This window comes from Terasakiella brassicae, assembly GCF_014641495.1.
Taxonomy (GTDB): Bacteria; Pseudomonadota; Alphaproteobacteria; order Rhodospirillales; family Terasakiellaceae; genus Terasakiella; species Terasakiella brassicae.
Genome location: NZ_BMHV01000019.1, coordinates 22,337 through 42,080, shown reverse-complemented (window position 1 = coordinate 42,080; position 19,744 = coordinate 22,337). Strand labels below are relative to the sequence as shown.

Below are 19,744 nucleotides of genomic sequence, written 5' to 3'. Positions count from 1 at the left end.
TCAGGGACGAGCCATGAACATTCAACGCGATGTAACCTTATCGGACAAATACGCGCTCGAGCGTGGGCAAGCTTATATGACAGGGACACAAGCCCTTGTCCGCCTCCCCATGCTTCAGCGTCAGCGCGATTTACTACGCGGATTAAATACTGCCTGTTTTATTTCCGGCTATCGCGGTTCACCGCTCGGCAATCTGGACCGTGAACTTTGGCGCGCCAAAAAATTTATTGCCGAACAGCACATTCAGTTCGAACCCGGTGTGAACGAAGAACTCGGCGCAACAGCGGTTTGGGGCTCACAACAAGTCGGCCTGTTTAAAGGGGCAAAATACGATGGTGTTTTTGGCATGTGGTATGGCAAAACCCCGGGGATCGATCGTTCCGGTGATGTTTTCAAACATGCCAACTATGCGGGCACATCCAGATATGGTGGTGTCCTTGCCTTGGCAGGTGATGATCACAACTGTAAATCCTCCACCATCCCGTGCCAGTCTGAATATGCGTTTATGGATGCGCAAATTCCGGTTCTCAATCCTTCCAACGTACAGGAATTTCTGGATTACGGCGTACTCGGTTGGGAAATGTCGCGTTTTTCCGGTTGCTGGGTGGCAATGAAGACCATTTCGGAAACAGTTGATGCCTCTGCTTCCGTCTATGTAGACCCGGAACGTATCCAGACCGTCTACCCTGATTTTATCTTCCCCGAAGGTGGCGTTCATATTCGCTGGCCCGACAAGCCACTGGATCAAGAATACCGCCTGCAAAAATATAAACTTTACGCGGCCATCGCCTTTGCCCGTGCCAATAAAATTGACCAAATCAAGATCGACAGCACAAACGCCCGTCTTGGTATTGTCACATCCGGCAAATCCTATCAGGATGTTCTTCAAGCCTTGGACGACCTCGGCATTGATAAAGAACGCGCCAGCCAATTAGGCGTCCGTCTTTATAAAGTCGGTATGCCTTGGCCGTTGGAACCTGAAGGCATTAAAGAATTCACCAAAGGACTTGATGAAATTCTTGTTGTCGAAGAAAAACGTGCCGTTATTGAAAACCAGTTAAAAGAACAACTTTATAACTGGTCTGAAAATGTGCGCCCGCGCGTGATCGGTAAATTCAATGAAGAAGGCGAATGGATTTTACCCAGCGCCAACGAATTATCCCCGGCCCGTATTGCCCGCGTTATCGCATCCCGTATTCAAAAATACCATGATGATGAAACCATGCAGGAACGCCTTGCCTGGTTGAATGCCAAGGAACAGGAACTCGCAAAACCGCGCAATACCACGCACCGCATGCCGACTTTCTGTTCCGGCTGTCCGCACAACACATCCACCAAGGTCCCCGAAGGATCGCGCGCCTTGGCCGGGATCGGTTGTCACTATATGGCAACATGGGTTCGCCCGGATACAACACAGACTTTTACCCAAATGGGCGGGGAAGGTGTGCCGTGGGTCGGACAAAGCCATTTCACCGATGAAAAACACGTTTTTGCCAACTTGGGTGACGGTACCTATTATCACAGTGGCATCCTCGCCATTCGTCAGTCCTTGGCGGCAAATGTCAATATCACCTATAAAATCCTGTTCAATGCCGCCGTTGCCATGACAGGCGGGCAACCCGTGGACGGCCCCTTGACCATTCAGGGCTTAACCAAACAGTTACATGGCGAAGGTGTGGGCCGTATTGCCATTGTGGCCGACGATCCCAATAAATATCCAACAAAAACCGACTTCGCCCCCAACGTCACCTTTAATCATCGTGATGAACTGGATCAAATCCAACGCGATTTGCGCAACTGGAAAGGTGTCTCCGTTCTGATTTACGACCAGCACTGTGCGACAGAACTTCGCCGTATGCGCAAACGCGGCAAAGCGCCGAAACCAAACCGCCGCGTGTTTATCAATGATGCCGTCTGTGAAGGCTGTGGTGATTGCGGTGTTGTGTCAAACTGTGTTTCCATCACCCCGAAAGAAACATTGCTGGGTCGTAAACGCAAAATCGATCAATCCACCTGCAATATGGATTACTCCTGCGTAAAAGGTTTCTGTCCAAGCTTTGTTTCCGTACATGGCGGTAAATTACGTAAAAAAGAAGGATCATCCCAAGCCGATCATTTTGCGACAACTCACCTACCCGCACCGATCCTGCCCGCAACCAAGGACACATATTCCATCGTTGTCACCGGGATTGGCGGCACAGGCGTTGTCACCATTGGTGCGTTGTTGGGGATGGCTGCCCATATGGAACAAAAAGGGGTTTCCGTTCTGGATATGACGGGACTGGCCCAAAAGAACGGGTCTGTTATTTCGCACATCCGCTTGGCAGACAGTCCCGAAGATATCTATTCGGTTAAAATCCCGGCTGGGGAAGCCGATCTTTTATTAGGGTGTGACCTTGTCACTTCTGCAAGCTTTGACTCCTTGGCAAAACTGAAAGCCGGAAAATCCAAAGCCATCATCAATGATCATAAAGTGATGACCCCGGATTTCACCTGCAACCGGGATGCCCCCTTCCCGACCAACGATATGAAACAATCCATTGCAGAGTCCGTTGCAAAAGATGACAGCTGGTTCTTTGATGCCAGCCATCTGGCCTCTCAATTGCTGGGGGATTCCATTGGATCAAACCTGTTTGTTGTCGGTTATGCCTTCCAGCTCGGTCTCATTCCCATTTCCGAAGGTGCGTTGCTCAAAGCCATTGAACTGAACGGTGTGGCGGTTGATTTTAACCAACGTGCCTTTATCTTGGGTCGTTGGGCGGCACACGACATGGATAAATTGTCAGAATTGATCAAAGAAGAAAAACCGGAGTTCATCCCGCAAGATCTGGATAAACTGATCGAACATCGCATTAAATTCCTGAGCGATTATCAGGATGCCAGCTATGCCGATCAATACCGTCATATGGTTGATCGCGTTTATCGTGCCGAAAAAGAATTGGGAACAGGTTCACAAGAACTCACCAAATCAGTGGCACACGTTTTGGCTAAACTGATGGCGTACAAGGACGAATACGAAGTCGCTCGCCTCTATAGCCAGCCGGATTTCAAAAAGAAACTGGATGAACAGTTCGAAGGAAACTACAAACTGTCCTTCCACCTTGCCCCGCCGCTTCTGTCCGAAAAAGATCCGAAAACAGGTCATCTTATCAAAAAAGAATATGGCCCCTGGGTTTTAAAAGCCTTCAACATGTTGGCAAAATTCAAAGGACTGCGCGGGTCTAAATTCGATCTCTTTGGTAAAACAGAAGAACGCAAACAGGAACGTGCCCTGATTTCAGAATATAAAGGGGTGATTGAAGAAATCTGTCAGAACCTGAATGCAGATAATCTGAAACTTGCCATTCGCATTGCAGACCTTCCCCGCGATATTCGCGGCTACGGTCACGTCAAAGAAAAAGCAATCCGGGAAGTCAAAGCCAAAGAAGCCACTCTTCTGGAAGAGTTCAGAAACCACAAACCGCATCAGGTTGCCGCACAATAAAGGAACCAGCCCTCACAAAAAAGCAGCGGCGCTTGACAATTAACACCGCTGCTTTTTTTTATTAAGTATTCTGAAAAATTTACAAGACGTACCACAACAAAGCAGGCAAAGCGGCAAATCCCATGAACGTTGATACGATTACCAGACCCGCAACTTCTTGCGGACGTTGGTCATAAAGCTGCGCAAACAAATAACAAAAGACCGCCGCAGGCATGGCACATTCCAAAATCACGACACCGGCGGCAGCCCCACTTAATCCCATAATTTTGACCAGTCCAACGCCGACCCCAAACCCCATACCGAGGCGCAGAATCGAAAGCCATACGGCGCGTTTTAAACTGCCCATCTGTAGGCTGGCAAGCGAAACGCCCAAGGTAAACAACATCAAAGGAATGGTCAGATCACCAATAAGTTTCGTCGTATTAAAAAGCCAGACAGGGACTTCAAGGTCGCTGAATAAAAAGACCGAGGCCAGAATAGTCGCAGGAATAATCGGCATTTTCAAAAGGGCTTTGGCCGAAAAACTGCCTGAAACAAAGGCCACCCCAACCGTCATTTGCAACACCACATAAACAGTGAAGAAAGCAACCGCCAGCGCTAGACCTTCTGGACCAAATGCCAACAGGCACAACGGCAAGCCGACATTGCCCACATTGGGCCAGGTCAACGCCTGTAAAAACGCCCGTTGCGGCAATTTAAAAAGCGCCAACGCCGCCGCACCGATAATTGTAAAGGCAATATTGGCTGCCAAGGCGGCAATCCCCATATCCCAAAGATAGGATGTATCCAGTTCAACCTTGGCCAGTGCATAAAACACAAGGCAGGGCGTGGCAAAATAGGTCACAATTGTTGTGACCATCGGGGTGTCGAACGCCCGTCCGCTTTTGGACCAGCCGTAGCCAATACCAACACAAACGAAAACGGGCGCCAGAATAGAAAAGATTTCTGAGAACATGTACCTAACTTAAAGTCGCGATCCGTAGAATATTCGTTGCCCCCGGCGTACCAAACGGCACCCCTGCAGTCACAACCAGCGTATCCCCACGTTCCCCGATCTTTTCAGCCTTGGCCATTTTACGCGCACCTTGAACCATTTCATTAAAGTTTTTGGCATCCGGTGTCACAGAAGCCAGCACCCCCCAAACAAGTGCCAGCTTACGCGCTGTTTCGACTTTTGGCGTCAATCCCAAAATCGTGATTTCCGGGCGTTCCCGCGCCACACGATAAGAGGTCGACCCCGTTGTCGTATAGGTTACAATCGCCTTGGCTTTAATGGTTTGCGCCACTTGCCGCGCCGCTGCACTTATCGCATCGGCTTCGGTTTCTTCCGGTGCAACCCGGTCCGCATCGCGCAGTTTGTGATAAAGGACATCCCCTTCGACACGTTGAATAATGCGGTCCATGATCTCGACCGTTTCAATCGGATAATCCCCGGCAGCCGTTTCCGCAGACAACATCACCGCATCGGTCCCGTCATAAATCGCCGTTGCAACATCGGACGCCTCTGCCCGTGTCGGGGCCGGTGCTGTGATCATGGATTCCAGCATTTGTGTTGCTACAATAACCGGTCTCCCTTTTTCGCGTGCTTTTGTGATGATGCGTTTTTGCAGGATCGGCACATCTTCGGGCGGCAATTCCACCCCCAGATCCCCACGTGCGACCATCACGGCATCTGCCAATTCAACAATTTCATCCAAATCATCAATGGCCGATGGTTTTTCCAGCTTGGCAATGATGGATGCTTTCTTGCCGATAATCTTGCGCGCTTCGCGAATGTCATCTGCTTTTTGTACGAAAGACAGGGCCACCCAATCCACACCGATTTGCAGACCAAAACGCAAGTCTGCCATATCTTTTTCCGTTAAAGCAGACAGGGGCAGAACGGCATCAGGAACATTCACCCCTTTGCGATCACTGAGCACACCATCCACCATCACTTCTGTTTCCGCAAAATCGGCACCGCATTCCAGTACCTTCAAACGCATTTTTCCATCATCAAGCAACAGGGTCATACCCGGCTTCAGCACCTCGAAAATCTCGGGATGAGGGAGCGGGGCGCGTGTCACATCACCCGGTGCGTCATTCAGGTCAAGGCGAAAACGGCGCCCGATCCCCAACAACGCACTGCCATCGCGAAACTTGCCCAGACGTAGCTTCGGTCCCTGCAGGTCCATCATAATACCGATGGGTGCCCCCAGCTCCTTTTCCACATCGCGGATCGCGTCATAACGTTCCTTGTGATCTTCATGTGAACCATGCGAGAAGTTCAGGCGAAAGACATCGGCTCCGGCCTTGAACAACTGCTCGATACGTGTGCGGGTCGAACTCGACGGGCCCAGCGTTGCGATAATTTTTGCGTTTCTTGATCTTTTCATATTGGTAGAATAGCGAGATGTGTTTAGATTTCCACAAGATTTTCGTGCTACAATCAGATATCGGTTCAATTTTCATATCGTTGAAACAAAAGACATCATGTTCGAGTCCTTACAAAAGATCTTGCTGAACAAAGCAATGGGCAAAACGGATAAGAAAAAAAACCGTCAGGCCAACGAAAAAAACAAGCATTCTCAGGAAAATGACTTGCGTACCGTCTCGGGTATCGCCTTGGATGATGCCATACAAAAGTTGGAAAGCAGTGGCGAAAAGATGGACGACCTGCTGGCGAAAAACGAAGACCTTCTTGCCCAAGTCAAAGCCGAAGCTGCCAAAAAAATGACACCGGAGCGCAGAGCCTTGATCGAGTCGGCGCAAAAAGTCCGTAAAGCGAAAGCGCAAATTCTGGAAGATCTCGATGATGAAACACGGGCGAAACTTTACCTGACCGCCATTCGCGCCTTTACTGGACGGAATTAATCTACATCCAACGCGCGCGGCTTTATAAAATCTGCCAAGGTTCCTTTTGTCTGTTTAACTTCTGCCCAATCAGAAATATCGAAGGTTAAATGGACGCAAGCCGCCGTGGGAAATTTGCTCGCCAGATCAGCACGTAATTTTTCATCCCCCGTCCCACATAAAAGGTGGGCACATACTTCCAGCCCGGGATTATGTCCAATCAACATCAAAACATCAGGCGTTCCAACCTTGGCGATTTCATCAATCAAGACAGCCTCACTCGCATGATAAAGGCAACGTCTTAGCGCAATATCAACAGGATGCGCGTAGACCTGCAACAAGGCTGACAATGTTTGTCGTGTGCGGTGTGCGGTGGAACATAAAATGACATCAGGTAACGGCAGGTGTTGGCTCAAATAGTTTGCCATATTTTGAGCGGCCTGCATTCCCCGTTCATTCAACGGGCGGTCAAAGTCCAACAGGTCCATATTCACCCAACTGGATTTTGCATGCCGAAATAAAAGTAAATGCTTCATTTCCCACCTTTCCCTACGATTTATTTTATATATAATAAGCTGTTATCATAAAAGTTTCATAATTTTCGATTACACCCCAGCCAATCGGATACATGCAGCAAACAAAATCGCGTTCTTCGCGTTTGCTCTGTATTCTTGCCTTTTAATATAATAGGGAGTCTCGCCGCATGACGACAGAAAATCAGGCCAATCCAATCGCCCCCGCCATTGCACCGGACTCCCCGGAACGTTTTATCAACCGCGAACTCTCGTGGCTTGCCTTCAACACCCGTGTGTTGGAAGAAGCAGACAATGTGCGCCATCCTTTACTGGAACGTGTACGCTTTCTGTCTATTTCAGCGGCAAACCTTGATGAGTTCTACATGGTTCGCGTTGCCGGCCTGAACGGTCAGGTTCATGCCGGCATTAAAAACCTGAGCTATGACGGCCTCGGCCCGGCACAACAACTCGAACAAATCCATAAATCAGCAAACAAACTGATTATGGGACAGCAGGAACAATATCGTTCACTGCGCGCCCTACTTTTAAAAGAAGGGATTAAAGTTTTAAAATGTCAGGATATCCCGAAACGCGATATTGCGTGGCTGGAAGAACATTTCCTCGAACAGATTTTCCCATCCCTGACACCGCTTGCGATTGATCCGGCCCATCCCTTCCCCTTTATTCCGAACCTCGGGCTTGCGATGATGTTTGCATTGGAATCCGATCTTGACCAAAGCGCCCTCAAAGCTCTTGTTCCCTTGCCGCAAATGTTGCCGCGTTTCGTGCGTCTGCCTGATTATGGAAAAACCATTCGTTTCATGCCGATGGAAGAGGTTATTCGCCTGTTTCAGCGTCATCTGTTCCCCAATTATGCGGTGGCTTCGTCCGGGCTTTTCAAAATCATTCGGGACAGCGAGATGGAAATCGACGAAGAAGCCGAAGATTTGGTACGCACCTTCGAATCAGCCTTGAAACGCCGCCGCCGGGGATCTGTGATCCGCATGTCACTGGATGCTGAACTCTCCGACGAATTGCGCGATTTGGTGGTTGAGGAATTGGGTGTTGATCCTGCCGATTGTTTTGTTCTGGACGGGTTGCTCGGTTTGGCAGACACCAAGGAATTGATCGTCGATGAACGTCCTGATCTGCAATTCAAACCCTACAACGTGCGTTTCCCGGAACGTATCCGTGATTTTGGCGGGGATTGTTTTGCCGCCATTCGCAAAAAAGATTTTGTTGTTCACCATCCTTATGAAAGCTTCGATGCGGTGGTTCAGTTTGTTTTACAAGCCGCACGCGACCCTGATGTCGTTGCCATTAAGCAAACGCTTTATCGGACCTCCAACAACTCCCCGATTATCAAAGCCTTGGTCGAAGCTGCCGAGGCCGGGAAATCCGTCACCGCAATGGTGGAACTGAAAGCCCGTTTTGACGAAGAAGCCAACATCCGTTGGGCGCGCGATCTGGAACGTGCTGGCGCGCAAGTGGTCTATGGGTTCGTCGATAAAAAAACCCATGCCAAGATCAACCTTGTTGTGCGCCGCGAAGGTGAAAAACTCCGTTCTTACGTCCACCTTGGAACCGGGAACTACCATCCGATTACAGCAAAAATTTATACCGACTTATCTTTCTTCTCCTGCGATCCGGCCTTGTGTCGCGATGCGACCAAACTGTTTAATTACATGACAGGTTATGCAGAACCGGAAAAGATGGAGAAAATGGAATACTCTCCCCTGACATTGCGGAATGCCGTCATTCGCGGGATCGATCAGGAGATCCAGAATGCCCAGTCCGGCAAACCCGGTCATGTCTGGGCGAAAATGAACTCCATCGTTGATCCAAAAATCATCGATGCGCTTTATCGCGCTTCGCAAGCCGGTGTTCAGGTCGATCTGGTTATTCGCGGTATCTGCTGCCTGCGCCCCGGTGTCCCCGGCCTGTCGGATAATATCCGCGTCAAAAGCATTGTCGGGCGTTTTCTGGAACATTCCCGTATCGTTTGTTTCGGCAATGGGGGAAAACTACCAAATGCCAAAGCAAAAATTTATATTTCATCAGCGGACTGGATGCCCCGAAATCTGGATCGTCGCGTGGAAACCCTCATCCCTATTGAAACCGATACCGTTCATCGCCAAATCATGGATCAAATTTTGGTCGCCAATTTGAAAGATGAGGCACAAAGCTGGGTTTTGAAAGCCGATGGGTCTTTCAGCCGCGTTCCTGCCGGGGATGATGGTTTTTCCTGCCATACGTATTTTATGACCAACCCCAGTCTTTCCGGGCGTGGGTCGGCATTAAAGAAAAAGGGTACTATCCTGAAAAAGTTGATGCTGGACTAAAATTAAAGAAAAGAAGACGCCTTTATGACACATCAATTCGGGTCCGCACACAAAGGAAGCCTGACAGCCATTGTCGATATCGGGTCCAATACCGTTCGTCTGGTTGTCTTTCACGGCCCGGCGCGTATCCCCTTGCCTGTTTTTAACGAAAAAGTCCAATGTCGTCTCGGCTTGGGGATTGATCAAAGCGGGTGTCTCAATCCCGAAGGTGTTAGCCTTGCACTGGAAACGCTCAATCGTTTTATGAAACTGGTTGAGGTCATGGAGGTTGATAATGTCAGCCTGCTGGCAACGGCCGCTGTGCGCGAAGCCCGTGACGGTCCCCACTTTGTGCAAAAGGTAAAAGACCTCTTCAATGCCGATGTACAAGTTCTAAGCGGTGAAGAAGAAGCCAAACTCGCTGCCTTCGGTGTTTTAAGTGGCTTGCCTGATGCCGATGGGCTTTTAGGGGATATGGGCGGTGCAAGCTTCGACCTTGTGGCCCTTGATCAGGGGCGTTTTTCCCAACATGATACGACCCCCTTGGGCCATTTGCGTATTCTGGATGAAAAACGCAAGACGGTCACCCAAATGCGCGACTTCATTCACGAACACCTGAAGCCTTTAAGTTGGACAAACCAGATGAAGGGCCGCCCGTTTTACGCGGTTGGCGGATCCTTACGCGCGGTCGCCCGCTTATTCATGCACCGTCTCGATTACCCCTTGCATGTCATTGATAACTTTACCCTGCCCACCGATCAGGCCTTAAACCTGCTGGATCAACTGGTTCAAATGACACCGGAAGAATTCATGCAAGTTCCCGATGTCTCAAAAAAACGGCAGGAAACACTGGCGGCCGCAATTGCCCTGTTGCAAGAAGTATTGGAAACCATAAAGCCGTCCTGCCTTGTTTTTTCAGGATACAGCATGCGCGAAGGACAATTTTTTCTTTCGCTGGATGAAGACCAAAAGGCCAAAGACCCCTTAATCAGTTCCTGCATCAATCTGGTTGAACGCGAAGGTCGTTTCGGTCAACAAGGTGAAGAAGTCTTCCACTGGATGACCCCTTTATTTGCCAATGAAAGCGATAAACATAAAAAATTGCGCCACGCCGCCTGCCTCTTGCACGATATTGCTTGGGCGGAACACCCGGATTATCGCGCGGACCATGGTTTTTTGCGCGTTCTACGCCTGCCTGTTGCCGGACTTTCCCATCATGACCGCGCCTTGATGGCCGCCTGTGTCTACAGTCGCTATAAAGGGAATTTTAACGCCCGTATCGCCAAACCGTTACGCACGTTTTTAGATAATGATGATGCAATATGGACAAAAACAGTCGGCGCAGCCTTACGGTTGGCACATACACTTGCCAGCGGCGCACCGCATTTGCTGGAAGACACACACCTTGAAATTCGCGGTGGCGAGTTGATCTTATCCTTGCCCGAAGGTGAAGATATATTTATCGGTGAAGCTGTCGCCAGACGCGTTCAAACCGTTGCCAAGCATCTCAATTTAAGTGGTCGCCTGGAACATGATTAGCGCATGTCTCATTTAATCTAATTCAGAAGATATGCTCTAACTTATTGATTTTACGCAAATACGTTGTCGTAATCTGTTTCAGATTACTCGGGATTTGCTCTAGCGCCTAAACGTCTTCCCCAACATCAATCACACGGATTGAACGCCCTTTTACCGCCAAGGCCAAATCGCCCGCGCATAAACGTAACGCATCGTTTCCAAAAAGATCGCGGCGCCAACCCTGTAAGCACGGTACGTCCGCCTCTTCCCCATAAGCGGCAAGATGTTCAAGATCACCGGCATTGGCGATTAATTTTTGTGCCACATCATTATGTTCGGATTTGAATTTCAATAACACTTTCAACAAGTCAACAACCGGCCCCAATCCCTTGGGTAAATCTTTCTTGGTCGGTGCTGCCGGATGGTCTTCCGGGGCCAGACTCATCGCCTGTTGAATGGCTTCCAGCATCTCGTTGCCATAACGCCCATTTGCGATGGATTTATTCATCCCGCGCACCCGTTCCAATGCCGCCGCATCTTTGGGTGATTGATGGGCGATGTCGATTAAAGTATCATCGCGAATAATACGGTTGCGCGGCATGTTTTTCCGCTGCGCTTCATATTCACGCCATGCTGCAACGGCCTGCAAAACAGCCAGAACTTTTGTGCTTTTCGTACGTGCCTTTAATCGTTTCCATGCCGTTTGCGGATCAACAATATAGGTTTCAGGACTGGTCAGGGCCATCATTTCTTCCTCCAACCAACCGGCCCGATTATTTTGTTCCAGCTTGTCCCGTAAAAAGACATAGATATCGCGCAAATACGTAACATCGCCCAAGGCATATTTGATCTGACGCTCTGTCAAAGGCCGCTTGCTCCAATCGGTGAAGCGCGATCCCTTATCCAGATTTTTCTTGCAAATATTATTGACCAGTGTTTCGTAACCAACAGATTCTCCGAACCCGCAAACCATTGCCGCGACTTGCGTATCGAACATGGGCGTTGGTGTCGCCCCCGTTGCCTTGACAAAAATTTCAACATCCTGACGGGCGGCATGAAACACTTTCAGGACATTTTTATTTGCCATTAGGTCGAACAAAGGTTGCAAGTCGATCCCATCGGCAAGGACATCGATACAACAGGCCTCGTCACTGCCGCCCAACTGCACCAGACAAAGCATCGGCCAATAGGTTTTTTCCCGCATAAATTCCGTATCGACCGTGACAAAACGTTCCGTTGCCAACCTGTCGCAAAACGCCACAAGCGTTTCTGTATCAGTAATTAAATCCATGACGATAGCTATACACTTTTTCCCAAGATGAGGAAACGAGAAAACCTTACAAATAAAAAGTCAATTGATTCCAACGCACCCTTTCACATACTCTTAGCTGTAAAAGCGCAGAAAATTGTCGGCACTTCTAAAAGAAATGATTGGAATATGATGAAAAAGTTTTCTTCCTTCCTTGTTGCACTTACTCTTTTGATGGGGCTAAGTCATATCGCGCAGGCTGTTGAACAACGTTTTATTACAGTTGCGTCCACAACATCCACAGCCAACTCGGGTCTTTTTGCTTATCTTCTTCCCAAGTTTACAGAAGAAACCGGGATTGAGGTGCGCGTCATTGCGGTCGGTACAGGACAAGCCATACGCATCGCACGCAAAGGCGATGCCGATGTTCTCTTCGTTCACCACCGCCCTTCAGAAGATAAATTTGTCGCAGATGGATATGGAACCAAACGTTACGATGTGATGTATAACGATTTCATCATTGTCGGCCCCGAAAACGACCCGGCACAAATCAAAAATTGCACGTCACCGATGCAGGCTTTGCTCAACATTCGGCAAAACAAACAGGTTTTTGTCTCGCGCGGGGATAATAGCGGCACGCATAAGCGAGAACTTTCCATCTGGAAAACTACAGACATTACACCGGACCAACTTCAAGGAAACTGGTATCGCAGCACAGGGTCCGGCATGGGGGCGGCCCTTAACATTACGGCCGGTATGGATGGCTATACCCTCAGCGACCGGGGAACATGGCTGGCCTTTAAAAACAAACGCAAGCTCGTTATTTTGTGTGAAGGCGGGGATGCGTTACTCAACCCTTACGGTGTTATTGCTGTCAATAAAAACCGTTTTCCTCATATCAAATCACAAGACAGTCAAATCTTCATTGACTGGCTGGTTTCGGACAAAGGGCAGAAGCTGATCGGAAGTTTTAAAATAAACGGAGAACGTTTATTCACACCCAACGCACAAAAATAAAATAGTCAGCCTGCAATCTTGCGATAAATATTTTCAATTCGCTTGATCAAGTCAGATTCGCTATAAGGCATGAGGACATATTCATTCACACCGTAACGCTTGGCTTCCATGATGGAGGCCTCGTCGTTTTTTGGCGATAACAGCATAAACGGCAACCCTTCATCCAGATCTCGGACTTCTTCCAGAATTTCCTGACCTTCCATATCGGGCAGGTTGTCCGAACAAATCATCAGCTTAACGGGTGTGCGTTCGGCCTCAAAAACACGCAAGGCGGTTTCCCCATCCCCGACACTGCGAATATCGATAAAGCCGAGTTCTGTTAAAGAATTTTCAAGACGCCTGCGCATTTCATCATTTTCTTCAGCCAGCAAAACACGACTATTTGAGAAATGTTCCGTATATCGACTGCGCACCTTATTCATCCGGTTAAAGACGGTTCGTCGCAAATCCATAACAACATCATTGGGCAGGTTATGTTTTGAAATCATCTGGTTAACCAGACTTGTGGTCACATATTCCGCAATATTTTTAACAGCCTGTTCCGGTAATTCATCCCGGTTGACCAATGGACCATGCCAATTTTGATGATCGACCGCTTTTTCAGAAATAAACGTCAAAGTATTATCGGAAAGCTGAGCGGAATTATTCTCCAGCAACGCCTGAACCGCTTGACCGCTTTCTGTTTCTGCAACCGCATGTGCAACGTGTTCGCCTAGTCCTTTGCGCTTTGCAATCGCTGTCAAGGCATCGTCTTGAATGCTATCTGAAATAATTTCAATCAGTTCGTTATCTTCCAGCAAGGGAGAGAACTGCAACATGGGTGAAGAAACAGTCGCATCCATATCGCGCGCCAGCCTGGACACCGTATGTTTCGGAATACTTTCCATATGCTTGATTTCTTCGGTCAAAATCGCCCGAATTTCAGAAAGTTGATCCGTTGCCAGACCTTCCAAAACCTCAATTACCATTTGCGAGGCACGCGATGATGCATCCTGATCCAGGGCCGGTGTCAGTTCCGCAATACGGGACGCCAGCTTTGCACGAACCGCTTTATCTTCATCCTTACACAGAACAACTTTAGCCTGAACCGGAGCGGCCTTGTTATCAGCGACCGCCTTGCGGACTTCCGGGTCTTTGTCGGTTGCGAAGAAATATAAAAGTTCAGGTTCCAGATCGGTTAAGGCCGCAAGGTCACGACGTGCTGCGACATTGTCGCTTTTCGCGATTTCCTTCGCCTCCTCATAAGAGGGACTCGTATCACGTTTGCCTTTTAACCAACCAAACACTTAGTTTTTCTCCATTAAAGCGGATACAACAACAGACATGGACTTATCGCTCCCTAAAGGCATTCAGCAAAGACACATAGACAGGCCTTGTCAGATACGCCAACAGGGTTTGTTCGCCTGTAATAATATTGGCCTGAACCGTCATGCCGGGAACGATTTTATGTTTCACACCATTGGCGGTCAGATGTTCTTCATTCAACCGAATATGCCCCCTGAAAAACGGGTTCCCTTTTTCATCCATAAATGTGGTTGGCGACATATTAATCAATTTACCTTTCATGGTACCATACCGTCTGGCATCAAACCCTGTAACGGTCACGGTGGTTTCCTGTCCGACCTCAACATGCCCGATATCACTGGGCAGGATCTTGTTCTCGATCAAGACATCTTCATCTGCAGGAATAATTTCCATGACCACTTGTGCCGGTTCAACCACTGCTCCTGCCGTGTTGACCTGCAAGGCATGGACGACACCGCTGACGGGGCTTACAAGTTCCAGACGGGTGACTTTATCTTCAAGGCGGGCAATATTTTCACGAACTTCAGCCAACTGCGCACCGACATTATCCAGTTCATCCAGTGCCCGCCCCCGTTCTGTCACATCAATTTCCAGCATCTGGTTTTCCGTTTCCACAATGCTTGCCAGTGCTTGTTCCTTGGAGACTTCTGCTTCCGTAATCGAGCCTTTATTCTTTGCTAAATCCAATTCTGCATTGATCAGATTAACGCGTGATCCATGACCGGAATCAAACAATTTTTTGCGCATGGCCACAGACTGACTTAATAATTTTTGCTGTTTTGTCAGACTGATAATTTGTTTTTCAAAATTTTCAACGGATTTACGCTGTTGCGCAATTTGAGAACTTAAAACCGTTTTCTCCCCTTCGATACGCGCGCGTATCCCCTTCAGGTTGAAGTTACTTTCCTCCACCAGTTCCGGGTATTCTTTCTCAAACGCACTATAGTCCGGCATTGTCCCATCGATAAAAGCACGCAAGCGCTGCTTTTTTATCGACAAGGCCGCTTCACGTGCGCGGATCTGGTTTAATTCAGCCGTGCGCAACGTGGGTTCAAATTGCAGCAACGGTTGCCCTTTTTCAACGATATCACCATTGCGCACCAGAATGGATTGAACGATCCCACCTTCCAAATGCTGCACCACACGTTTATCACCAGATGGGATAACAGTCCCGAGTGTGGTTGCCGACGTTTTAATATCCACATAATTGGCCCAGACAAAAGCCACAAACAGCATTGATGTAATCAAGACAATAAGGGTTGAGGCCGCCCGCGACGGACCAGATTCTTCCAGCATCGCTTCATGCGACAAAAGTTTAAGCTGTTCACGCGGCATCGTACGCGTTTTTGACAGCATTTCCTGTACACCATTATCAGATGAATTACTCATGCTGCTGTTCCTTGCGGTTTCGGATTAGGTTGGGGTTTTGCAAACATTTTTGCCAACACCTCCTCCGGGTTACCATTCATGTCGATTTGCCCTTCTTTCAACACCAATAGCCGATCACACATCCGCATATGGCTGGGACGTTGGGTAATCATAATAATCGTTTGTTTCCCCCGCACCCGTTTCAAGGCCTCGATAAAGACGGCTTCATCCTTTTCATCCATCGAACCGGCGGGTTCATCCAAAATCAATACGGGTGCCTTTCGCAAGAAAGCGCGGCCCAAGGCAATTTTGCGCAAGAAGCTTTGTGGAATTTGCGTTTGCAAACCCTCTTTAAATTCCGTCTCAAAGCCACGGGGCAAGGCCTCAATCGTATCAAGGATACCGGCTTGACGGCACGCTTTGCGTACTTGTGCAAAACTCGCTGTTGGATCCGCTAACGTCAGGTTTTCGTATATATTTCCGGGGAAAACATGATTGCTTTGCGGGACATACGCCAATGTCTGACGCAATGTAATCGGGCGCAACTGTCGAATATCGACCCCATCCAAAGTAACTGACCCGGCCTGTGGACGATAAAGACCCAAGATGAGTTTCGCCAAGGTTGTTTTTCCTGATCCCGAATGCCCTGTAACCGCAATCATTTCACCGGGTTGCACCTTAAAGCTTACGCCCAGCATGGCCGGATTGGCATCGGATTTATAACGCATACTGACCCGGTTAAATTCAATCGCGCCTTTATATTCAACATTTGCATGCGGCGTATCCCCCGGTTCCTGTTCCGGGGCAAAACGCAAAATGCTTTTCAGTTGGCGTACACCATTTTGCATTTGTTCAATCCGGTTTGACACATTGAACAAGGCTTGTAACGGCGACAAAATGCGCCAGACCAGCATCATGGTCGCCACCAACGCGCCCAAACTGATGACGCCGTTCATAACCCCATACACACCAAAAACAAGCGTTGCAACACCAGCCGCCATCATCAGGCTTTGTGCAATATTCTGTACATTGCCTTGCAGGCGGGTCACTTGCATATTCGCCCATGCCGCATCGCCGGATAATTCCCGAAACCGTTTCAACCAACGTTCTTCACTACATCTTTGTTTTACTTGGCGCATTTGCCAGAGCATCTCGACTAAAAACGTATAACGCGCAGATCGAACCTCTGCCGACATCTTCGACCGTGCCCGTATTTCCGGCATAATAACCGCCCCAAAAATCGCATATATGGTCGCAAGCACCATTGGAACCGCCACCATAGGACCAGCAATAAAACCAATCACCGCCACAAACAAAAGAACAAACGGTAAATCCAATAACGTATTGGCCAATGAACCCGTGAAAATTTCGCGCAAGGATTCAAAACTGCGAATACGTGACACTTGGCCGCCAACCGGGGCGCGTTCGGTAAAAACGGGTGGCAAATGCAAAATTTGCTCAAAGACTTTCGTACTGACCAGATAGTCAAAACGCGCCCCGATATAAGCTTGTTCCTTGGAACGCATGATCCGCAGCAAAAGTTCAAACCCCAAGGCAAGCCCCACGCCACTGGCAACATACAGCAAGGTAACCTTGGATTCTTTCGCAATCACCTGATCATAAATCATCATAACGGCCAACGGTATAGTCAGGGCCATCAGGTTAATGAAAAAACTGACAATAAAAGACTTCGCAATCAAGGGCTGGAATTGTAAAAACAAATTTCTAAACCACAGGGCGGACCGATCCACATCGTCCGCTTTTTCCCGATCAATCTTTTCAATGACATAGAATGTACCCCCGCGCACACTGCGAACGGGTTTATCCTCACTTGAAACCGGATCATGGGCAACAATTTTTCGCCCATCGGCACGCACAATATAATACCGTCCTTTTGCATGCAGGATACAAGGGCACAGCCGCAACGATAACTTGTCATGGCGCGTTTTCAATCGAATGGTTTTAAATCCCAAACGCATCAAAATATCGCGCAAATCATAAATCGTCATTTGCCCCGCATCATAAGGCATAGCCTCAATTAAACGATGGGGCGACCCTTTCCAGTCAATCGCTTCCAACAGAGACAATAAACTTTGCAAAACAGGTTCAAGTTCTTCTGCCCCTGTATAATTAAACAAAGCCTTTCGCCACAATCGCGATAAATTTTGAGGTGGTGGCTGATGTAAAACAACATGTCCCATTATGCCACTCCCTTCTGTTCATGCGGGCGTGACGGTTTCAAGGGATTGGGCCTTGGTTTCGGCCTTGACCCAAAGCCTTCCCATTCAATTTGTTTCACCACACCATGCGAGGCGTCAAAGACCCGATCTGCAATATTAATCAGGGACGGACGTTCCGTGATCATTAAAATTGTCGTTTCGCCCTTCAACGTTTCCAAATACTCGCGCAATCGTCTGTCGGCATCACCGTCCAAGGCCGTATTGGCTTCGTCCAACAAAAGAATGCGGGGCTTGTCTGCAAATGTCAGGGTTAAGCTCACCATCTGCTGAACGGAGCCCGATAAACCTTCCGATGCCGACTCCCCCACCGGCGTGTCCAAGCCTTTCGGCATCGCCGCGATAATCTCGCTCAACCCCAATTTATCCGCAATATCAAGGGCAGCGGGTAAATAATCCCGACCTCTGAATTTTGTCAGGTTCTCGCGCAAGGTCCCTCTAAATAACGGGGCATTTTGACGGACATATCCCATTTGTTGGCGAAGTTTGCGATAACTCAACTGCCTTGAATCAACACCATCATAATAAAGGTTCCCTTCCAAAACAGGAATAAAGCCTGCAATCGCCTCAAGCAAAGACGATTTCCCCCCGCCGACCTGCCCCAAAATGGCAACCGTTTCACCCGCACGAATATGCAAATTCAAATCCTTGAAAATTGGCATTCCCGTATTAATCTGATAAATCGTCGCCTTTTCAAAAACGATATCCCCTTTGATTTGCGGTGTATTTTCTTCGTGAACGGGTTCTTTATTTTCCTGACGGATCGCCCCCAGCTTTTTCAATCGCTCGTTTGACAATTTCAATGACCGATATTGTACCCAAACACCAATCATGCGAATTAAGGGTTGAATCGCACGCCCACCCAACAGGGTACAGGCCATCAACGATCCCCCCGTCAAGTTGCCCTCAATCACAAATATACTGCCCAGCAAGGCAACCGATACCATTGCAAAGTTGCTCAAAATTGCGCCAACGGATTGCCCAAGGGAAGAATAAAACACCATTTTTTCCATAATCAGGGCAACCGGTGCATGTAAGTGCTGATAATGGCGACACATCAAGCCTTCCATCCCTAATCCCTTGACGGAATGGATGCCATTTAAAACCTGAAATATGAAATTGTAACGATCATCATCCAGCTCATTTCTTGTCCGGATAATTTTATCAAGGCTATAGCCCAGCCAAATCGCAAAAATCGCGGCTATAGCACAGACCGCAATCGGTGCAATCACCAAGGGACCGCCAATAAGCGCAATCAACGCCACAAAAATCACCGCAAACGGCAATTCGGTAAAGCTGATCAACCCTTGCCCGGATTGATGATCGCGCAGTGCCTCAATTGATGAAAAACGCTCCATTTGCACACCGGGTGGCGTTGTCTCAAAATCCTGAATTTCCGAACTTAAAAAAGTTTCACAGGCGCGCACAGATGCGGCATGCTCAAAACGCGTCCCCGCCCATGTAATCGTATATGTTCTTAAAACCCGCAGACTTCCATCCAACAAAACGACACCGACCAATCCCAAAACCATAAAGGTAAAGGTGTCCGTTGAACTGCTGGGTATAATCCTGTCATACACCTGAAGAACTACTAGAGGTAGAGCTAACGTCAGCAAATTTACCGCAAACGACGATAAAAGCACATCCATGCGACTAAGCATTACGCGACGCATCGGTCTTACAAATCGATTCTGTGCTTTTTCATGGGCCATAGAATTATTTCATTACTTTTTTCAAATATTTACCAAAAAGTGAAGGACTTTGACTTTTATGGACTCTATCCAAAGTGTAGGATTCGTTGGTTAATAAATAGTAACGACTATCCATAAGGCTATAAGTAACCTTCCGTATATTTACGTAATTATACCTAATACCTTTTTCGATTATGTTATTTTAAA

General features: G+C 48.3%; 13 protein-coding genes. 5 read left to right on the top strand and 8 right to left on the bottom strand.

From position 1 onward, the window contains the following. The first annotated feature begins 13 nt into the window (after positions 1-13). Positions 14-3,484 (top strand): indolepyruvate ferredoxin oxidoreductase family protein, encoded by a 3,471-nt coding sequence (locus IEW74_RS12810; RefSeq protein ID WP_188665842.1) that lies wholly within the window; start codon positions 14-16, stop codon positions 3,482-3,484. A gap of 79 nt (positions 3,485-3,563) precedes the next feature. Here IEW74_RS12810 and IEW74_RS12805 read toward each other — a convergent pair whose 3' ends face one another. Together IEW74_RS12805 and pyk are read right to left on the bottom strand one after the other, a co-directional pair. Continuing rightward, positions 3,564-4,439 carry an AEC family transporter gene (locus IEW74_RS12805; RefSeq protein ID WP_188665839.1) on the bottom strand — a complete coding sequence of 292 codons (876 nt, stop codon included), beginning with the start codon at positions 4,437-4,439 and terminating at the stop codon, positions 3,564-3,566. 4 nt (positions 4,440-4,443) lie between these two features. Next, the gene (pyk, locus tag IEW74_RS12800) at positions 4,444-5,859 is read right to left on the bottom strand and encodes a pyruvate kinase (RefSeq protein WP_188665836.1); all 1,416 of its coding nucleotides are present in this window, start codon (positions 5,857-5,859) and stop codon (positions 4,444-4,446) included. Positions 5,860-5,956: 97 nt separating this feature from the next. Here pyk and IEW74_RS12795 point away from each other — a divergent pair, with 97 nt between their 5' ends. Further along, entirely contained in the window at positions 5,957-6,337 is a 381-nt protein-coding gene (locus IEW74_RS12795) for a hypothetical protein (RefSeq protein WP_188665833.1), read from the top strand. Here the strand turns inward: IEW74_RS12795 and IEW74_RS12790 are convergent. Beyond that, positions 6,334-6,852, bottom strand: a complete 519-nt coding sequence (locus IEW74_RS12790; protein ID WP_188665831.1) for a SixA phosphatase family protein — start codon at positions 6,850-6,852, stop codon at positions 6,334-6,336. The genes IEW74_RS12795 and IEW74_RS12790 overlap by 4 nt on opposite strands. Before the next feature lie 167 nt (positions 6,853-7,019). Here IEW74_RS12790 and IEW74_RS12785 point away from each other — a divergent pair, with 167 nt between their 5' ends. Further along, complete coding sequence (locus tag IEW74_RS12785) at positions 7,020-9,173, top strand: RNA degradosome polyphosphate kinase (protein WP_188665827.1); 2,154 nt, start codon at positions 7,020-7,022, stop codon at positions 9,171-9,173. Positions 9,174-9,197: 24 nt separating this feature from the next. Then, a complete protein-coding gene (locus IEW74_RS12780; RefSeq protein ID WP_188665824.1) occupies positions 9,198-10,691 on the top strand; it encodes a Ppx/GppA family phosphatase in 1,494 nt (497 codons plus the stop codon). Positions 10,692-10,797: 106 nt separating this feature from the next. Here IEW74_RS12780 and rnd read toward each other — a convergent pair whose 3' ends face one another. Next, complete coding sequence (gene rnd, locus IEW74_RS12775) at positions 10,798-11,961, bottom strand: ribonuclease D (protein WP_188665821.1); 1,164 nt, start codon at positions 11,959-11,961, stop codon at positions 10,798-10,800. 147 nt (positions 11,962-12,108) lie between these two features. Here rnd and IEW74_RS12770 point away from each other — a divergent pair, with 147 nt between their 5' ends. Next, positions 12,109-12,936: an ABC transporter substrate-binding protein gene (locus IEW74_RS12770; RefSeq protein ID WP_188665818.1), complete on the top strand. Its 828-nt coding sequence runs from the start codon at positions 12,109-12,111 to the stop codon at positions 12,934-12,936. Between the two features lie 5 nt (positions 12,937-12,941). Here IEW74_RS12770 and IEW74_RS12765 read toward each other — a convergent pair whose 3' ends face one another. Genes IEW74_RS12765 through IEW74_RS12750 form a run of 4 tightly spaced genes read right to left on the bottom strand, consistent with a single transcriptional unit; the run spans position 12,942 to position 19,495 of the window. Next, entirely contained in the window at positions 12,942-14,222 is a 1,281-nt protein-coding gene (locus IEW74_RS12765; RefSeq protein ID WP_188665815.1) for a DUF2336 domain-containing protein, read from the bottom strand. Between the two features lie 43 nt (positions 14,223-14,265). Further along, positions 14,266-15,630 carry an HlyD family type I secretion periplasmic adaptor subunit gene (locus tag IEW74_RS12760; protein ID WP_188665812.1) on the bottom strand — a complete coding sequence of 455 codons (1,365 nt, stop codon included), beginning with the start codon at positions 15,628-15,630 and terminating at the stop codon, positions 14,266-14,268. Then, positions 15,627-17,810 (bottom strand): peptidase domain-containing ABC transporter, encoded by a 2,184-nt coding sequence (locus tag IEW74_RS12755; protein ID WP_188665809.1) that lies wholly within the window; start codon positions 17,808-17,810, stop codon positions 15,627-15,629. Before IEW74_RS12755 ends, IEW74_RS12760 begins: the two co-directional genes overlap by 4 nt. Continuing rightward, positions 17,810-19,495 (bottom strand): peptidase domain-containing ABC transporter, encoded by a 1,686-nt coding sequence (locus tag IEW74_RS12750; protein ID WP_268233809.1) that lies wholly within the window; start codon positions 19,493-19,495, stop codon positions 17,810-17,812. The genes IEW74_RS12755 and IEW74_RS12750 overlap by 1 nt, the downstream gene beginning before the upstream one ends. Between the last annotated feature and the right edge of the window lie 249 nt (positions 19,496-19,744).

Coding starts and splice junctions, on each gene's coding strand:
- IEW74_RS12810 (WP_188665842.1), top strand. CDS start 14: ATGAACATTCAACGCGATGTAACCTTATCGGACAAATACGCGCTCGAG.
- IEW74_RS12805 (WP_188665839.1), bottom strand. CDS start 4,439: ATGTTCTCAGAAATCTTTTCTATTCTGGCGCCCGTTTTCGTTTGTGTT.
- pyk (WP_188665836.1), bottom strand. CDS start 5,859: ATGAAAAGATCAAGAAACGCAAAAATTATCGCAACGCTGGGCCCGTCG.
- IEW74_RS12795 (WP_188665833.1), top strand. CDS start 5,957: ATGTTCGAGTCCTTACAAAAGATCTTGCTGAACAAAGCAATGGGCAAA.
- IEW74_RS12790 (WP_188665831.1), bottom strand. CDS start 6,852: ATGAAGCATTTACTTTTATTTCGGCATGCAAAATCCAGTTGGGTGAAT.
- IEW74_RS12785 (WP_188665827.1), top strand. CDS start 7,020: ATGACGACAGAAAATCAGGCCAATCCAATCGCCCCCGCCATTGCACCG.
- IEW74_RS12780 (WP_188665824.1), top strand. CDS start 9,198: ATGACACATCAATTCGGGTCCGCACACAAAGGAAGCCTGACAGCCATT.
- rnd (WP_188665821.1), bottom strand. CDS start 11,961: ATGGATTTAATTACTGATACAGAAACGCTTGTGGCGTTTTGCGACAGG.
- IEW74_RS12770 (WP_188665818.1), top strand. CDS start 12,109: ATGATGAAAAAGTTTTCTTCCTTCCTTGTTGCACTTACTCTTTTGATG.
- IEW74_RS12760 (WP_188665812.1), bottom strand. CDS start 15,630: ATGAGTAATTCATCTGATAATGGTGTACAGGAAATGCTGTCAAAAACG.
- IEW74_RS12755 (WP_188665809.1), bottom strand. CDS start 17,810: ATGGGACATGTTGTTTTACATCAGCCACCACCTCAAAATTTATCGCGA.
- IEW74_RS12750 (WP_268233809.1), bottom strand. CDS start 19,495: ATGGATGTGCTTTTATCGTCGTTTGCGGTAAATTTGCTGACGTTAGCT.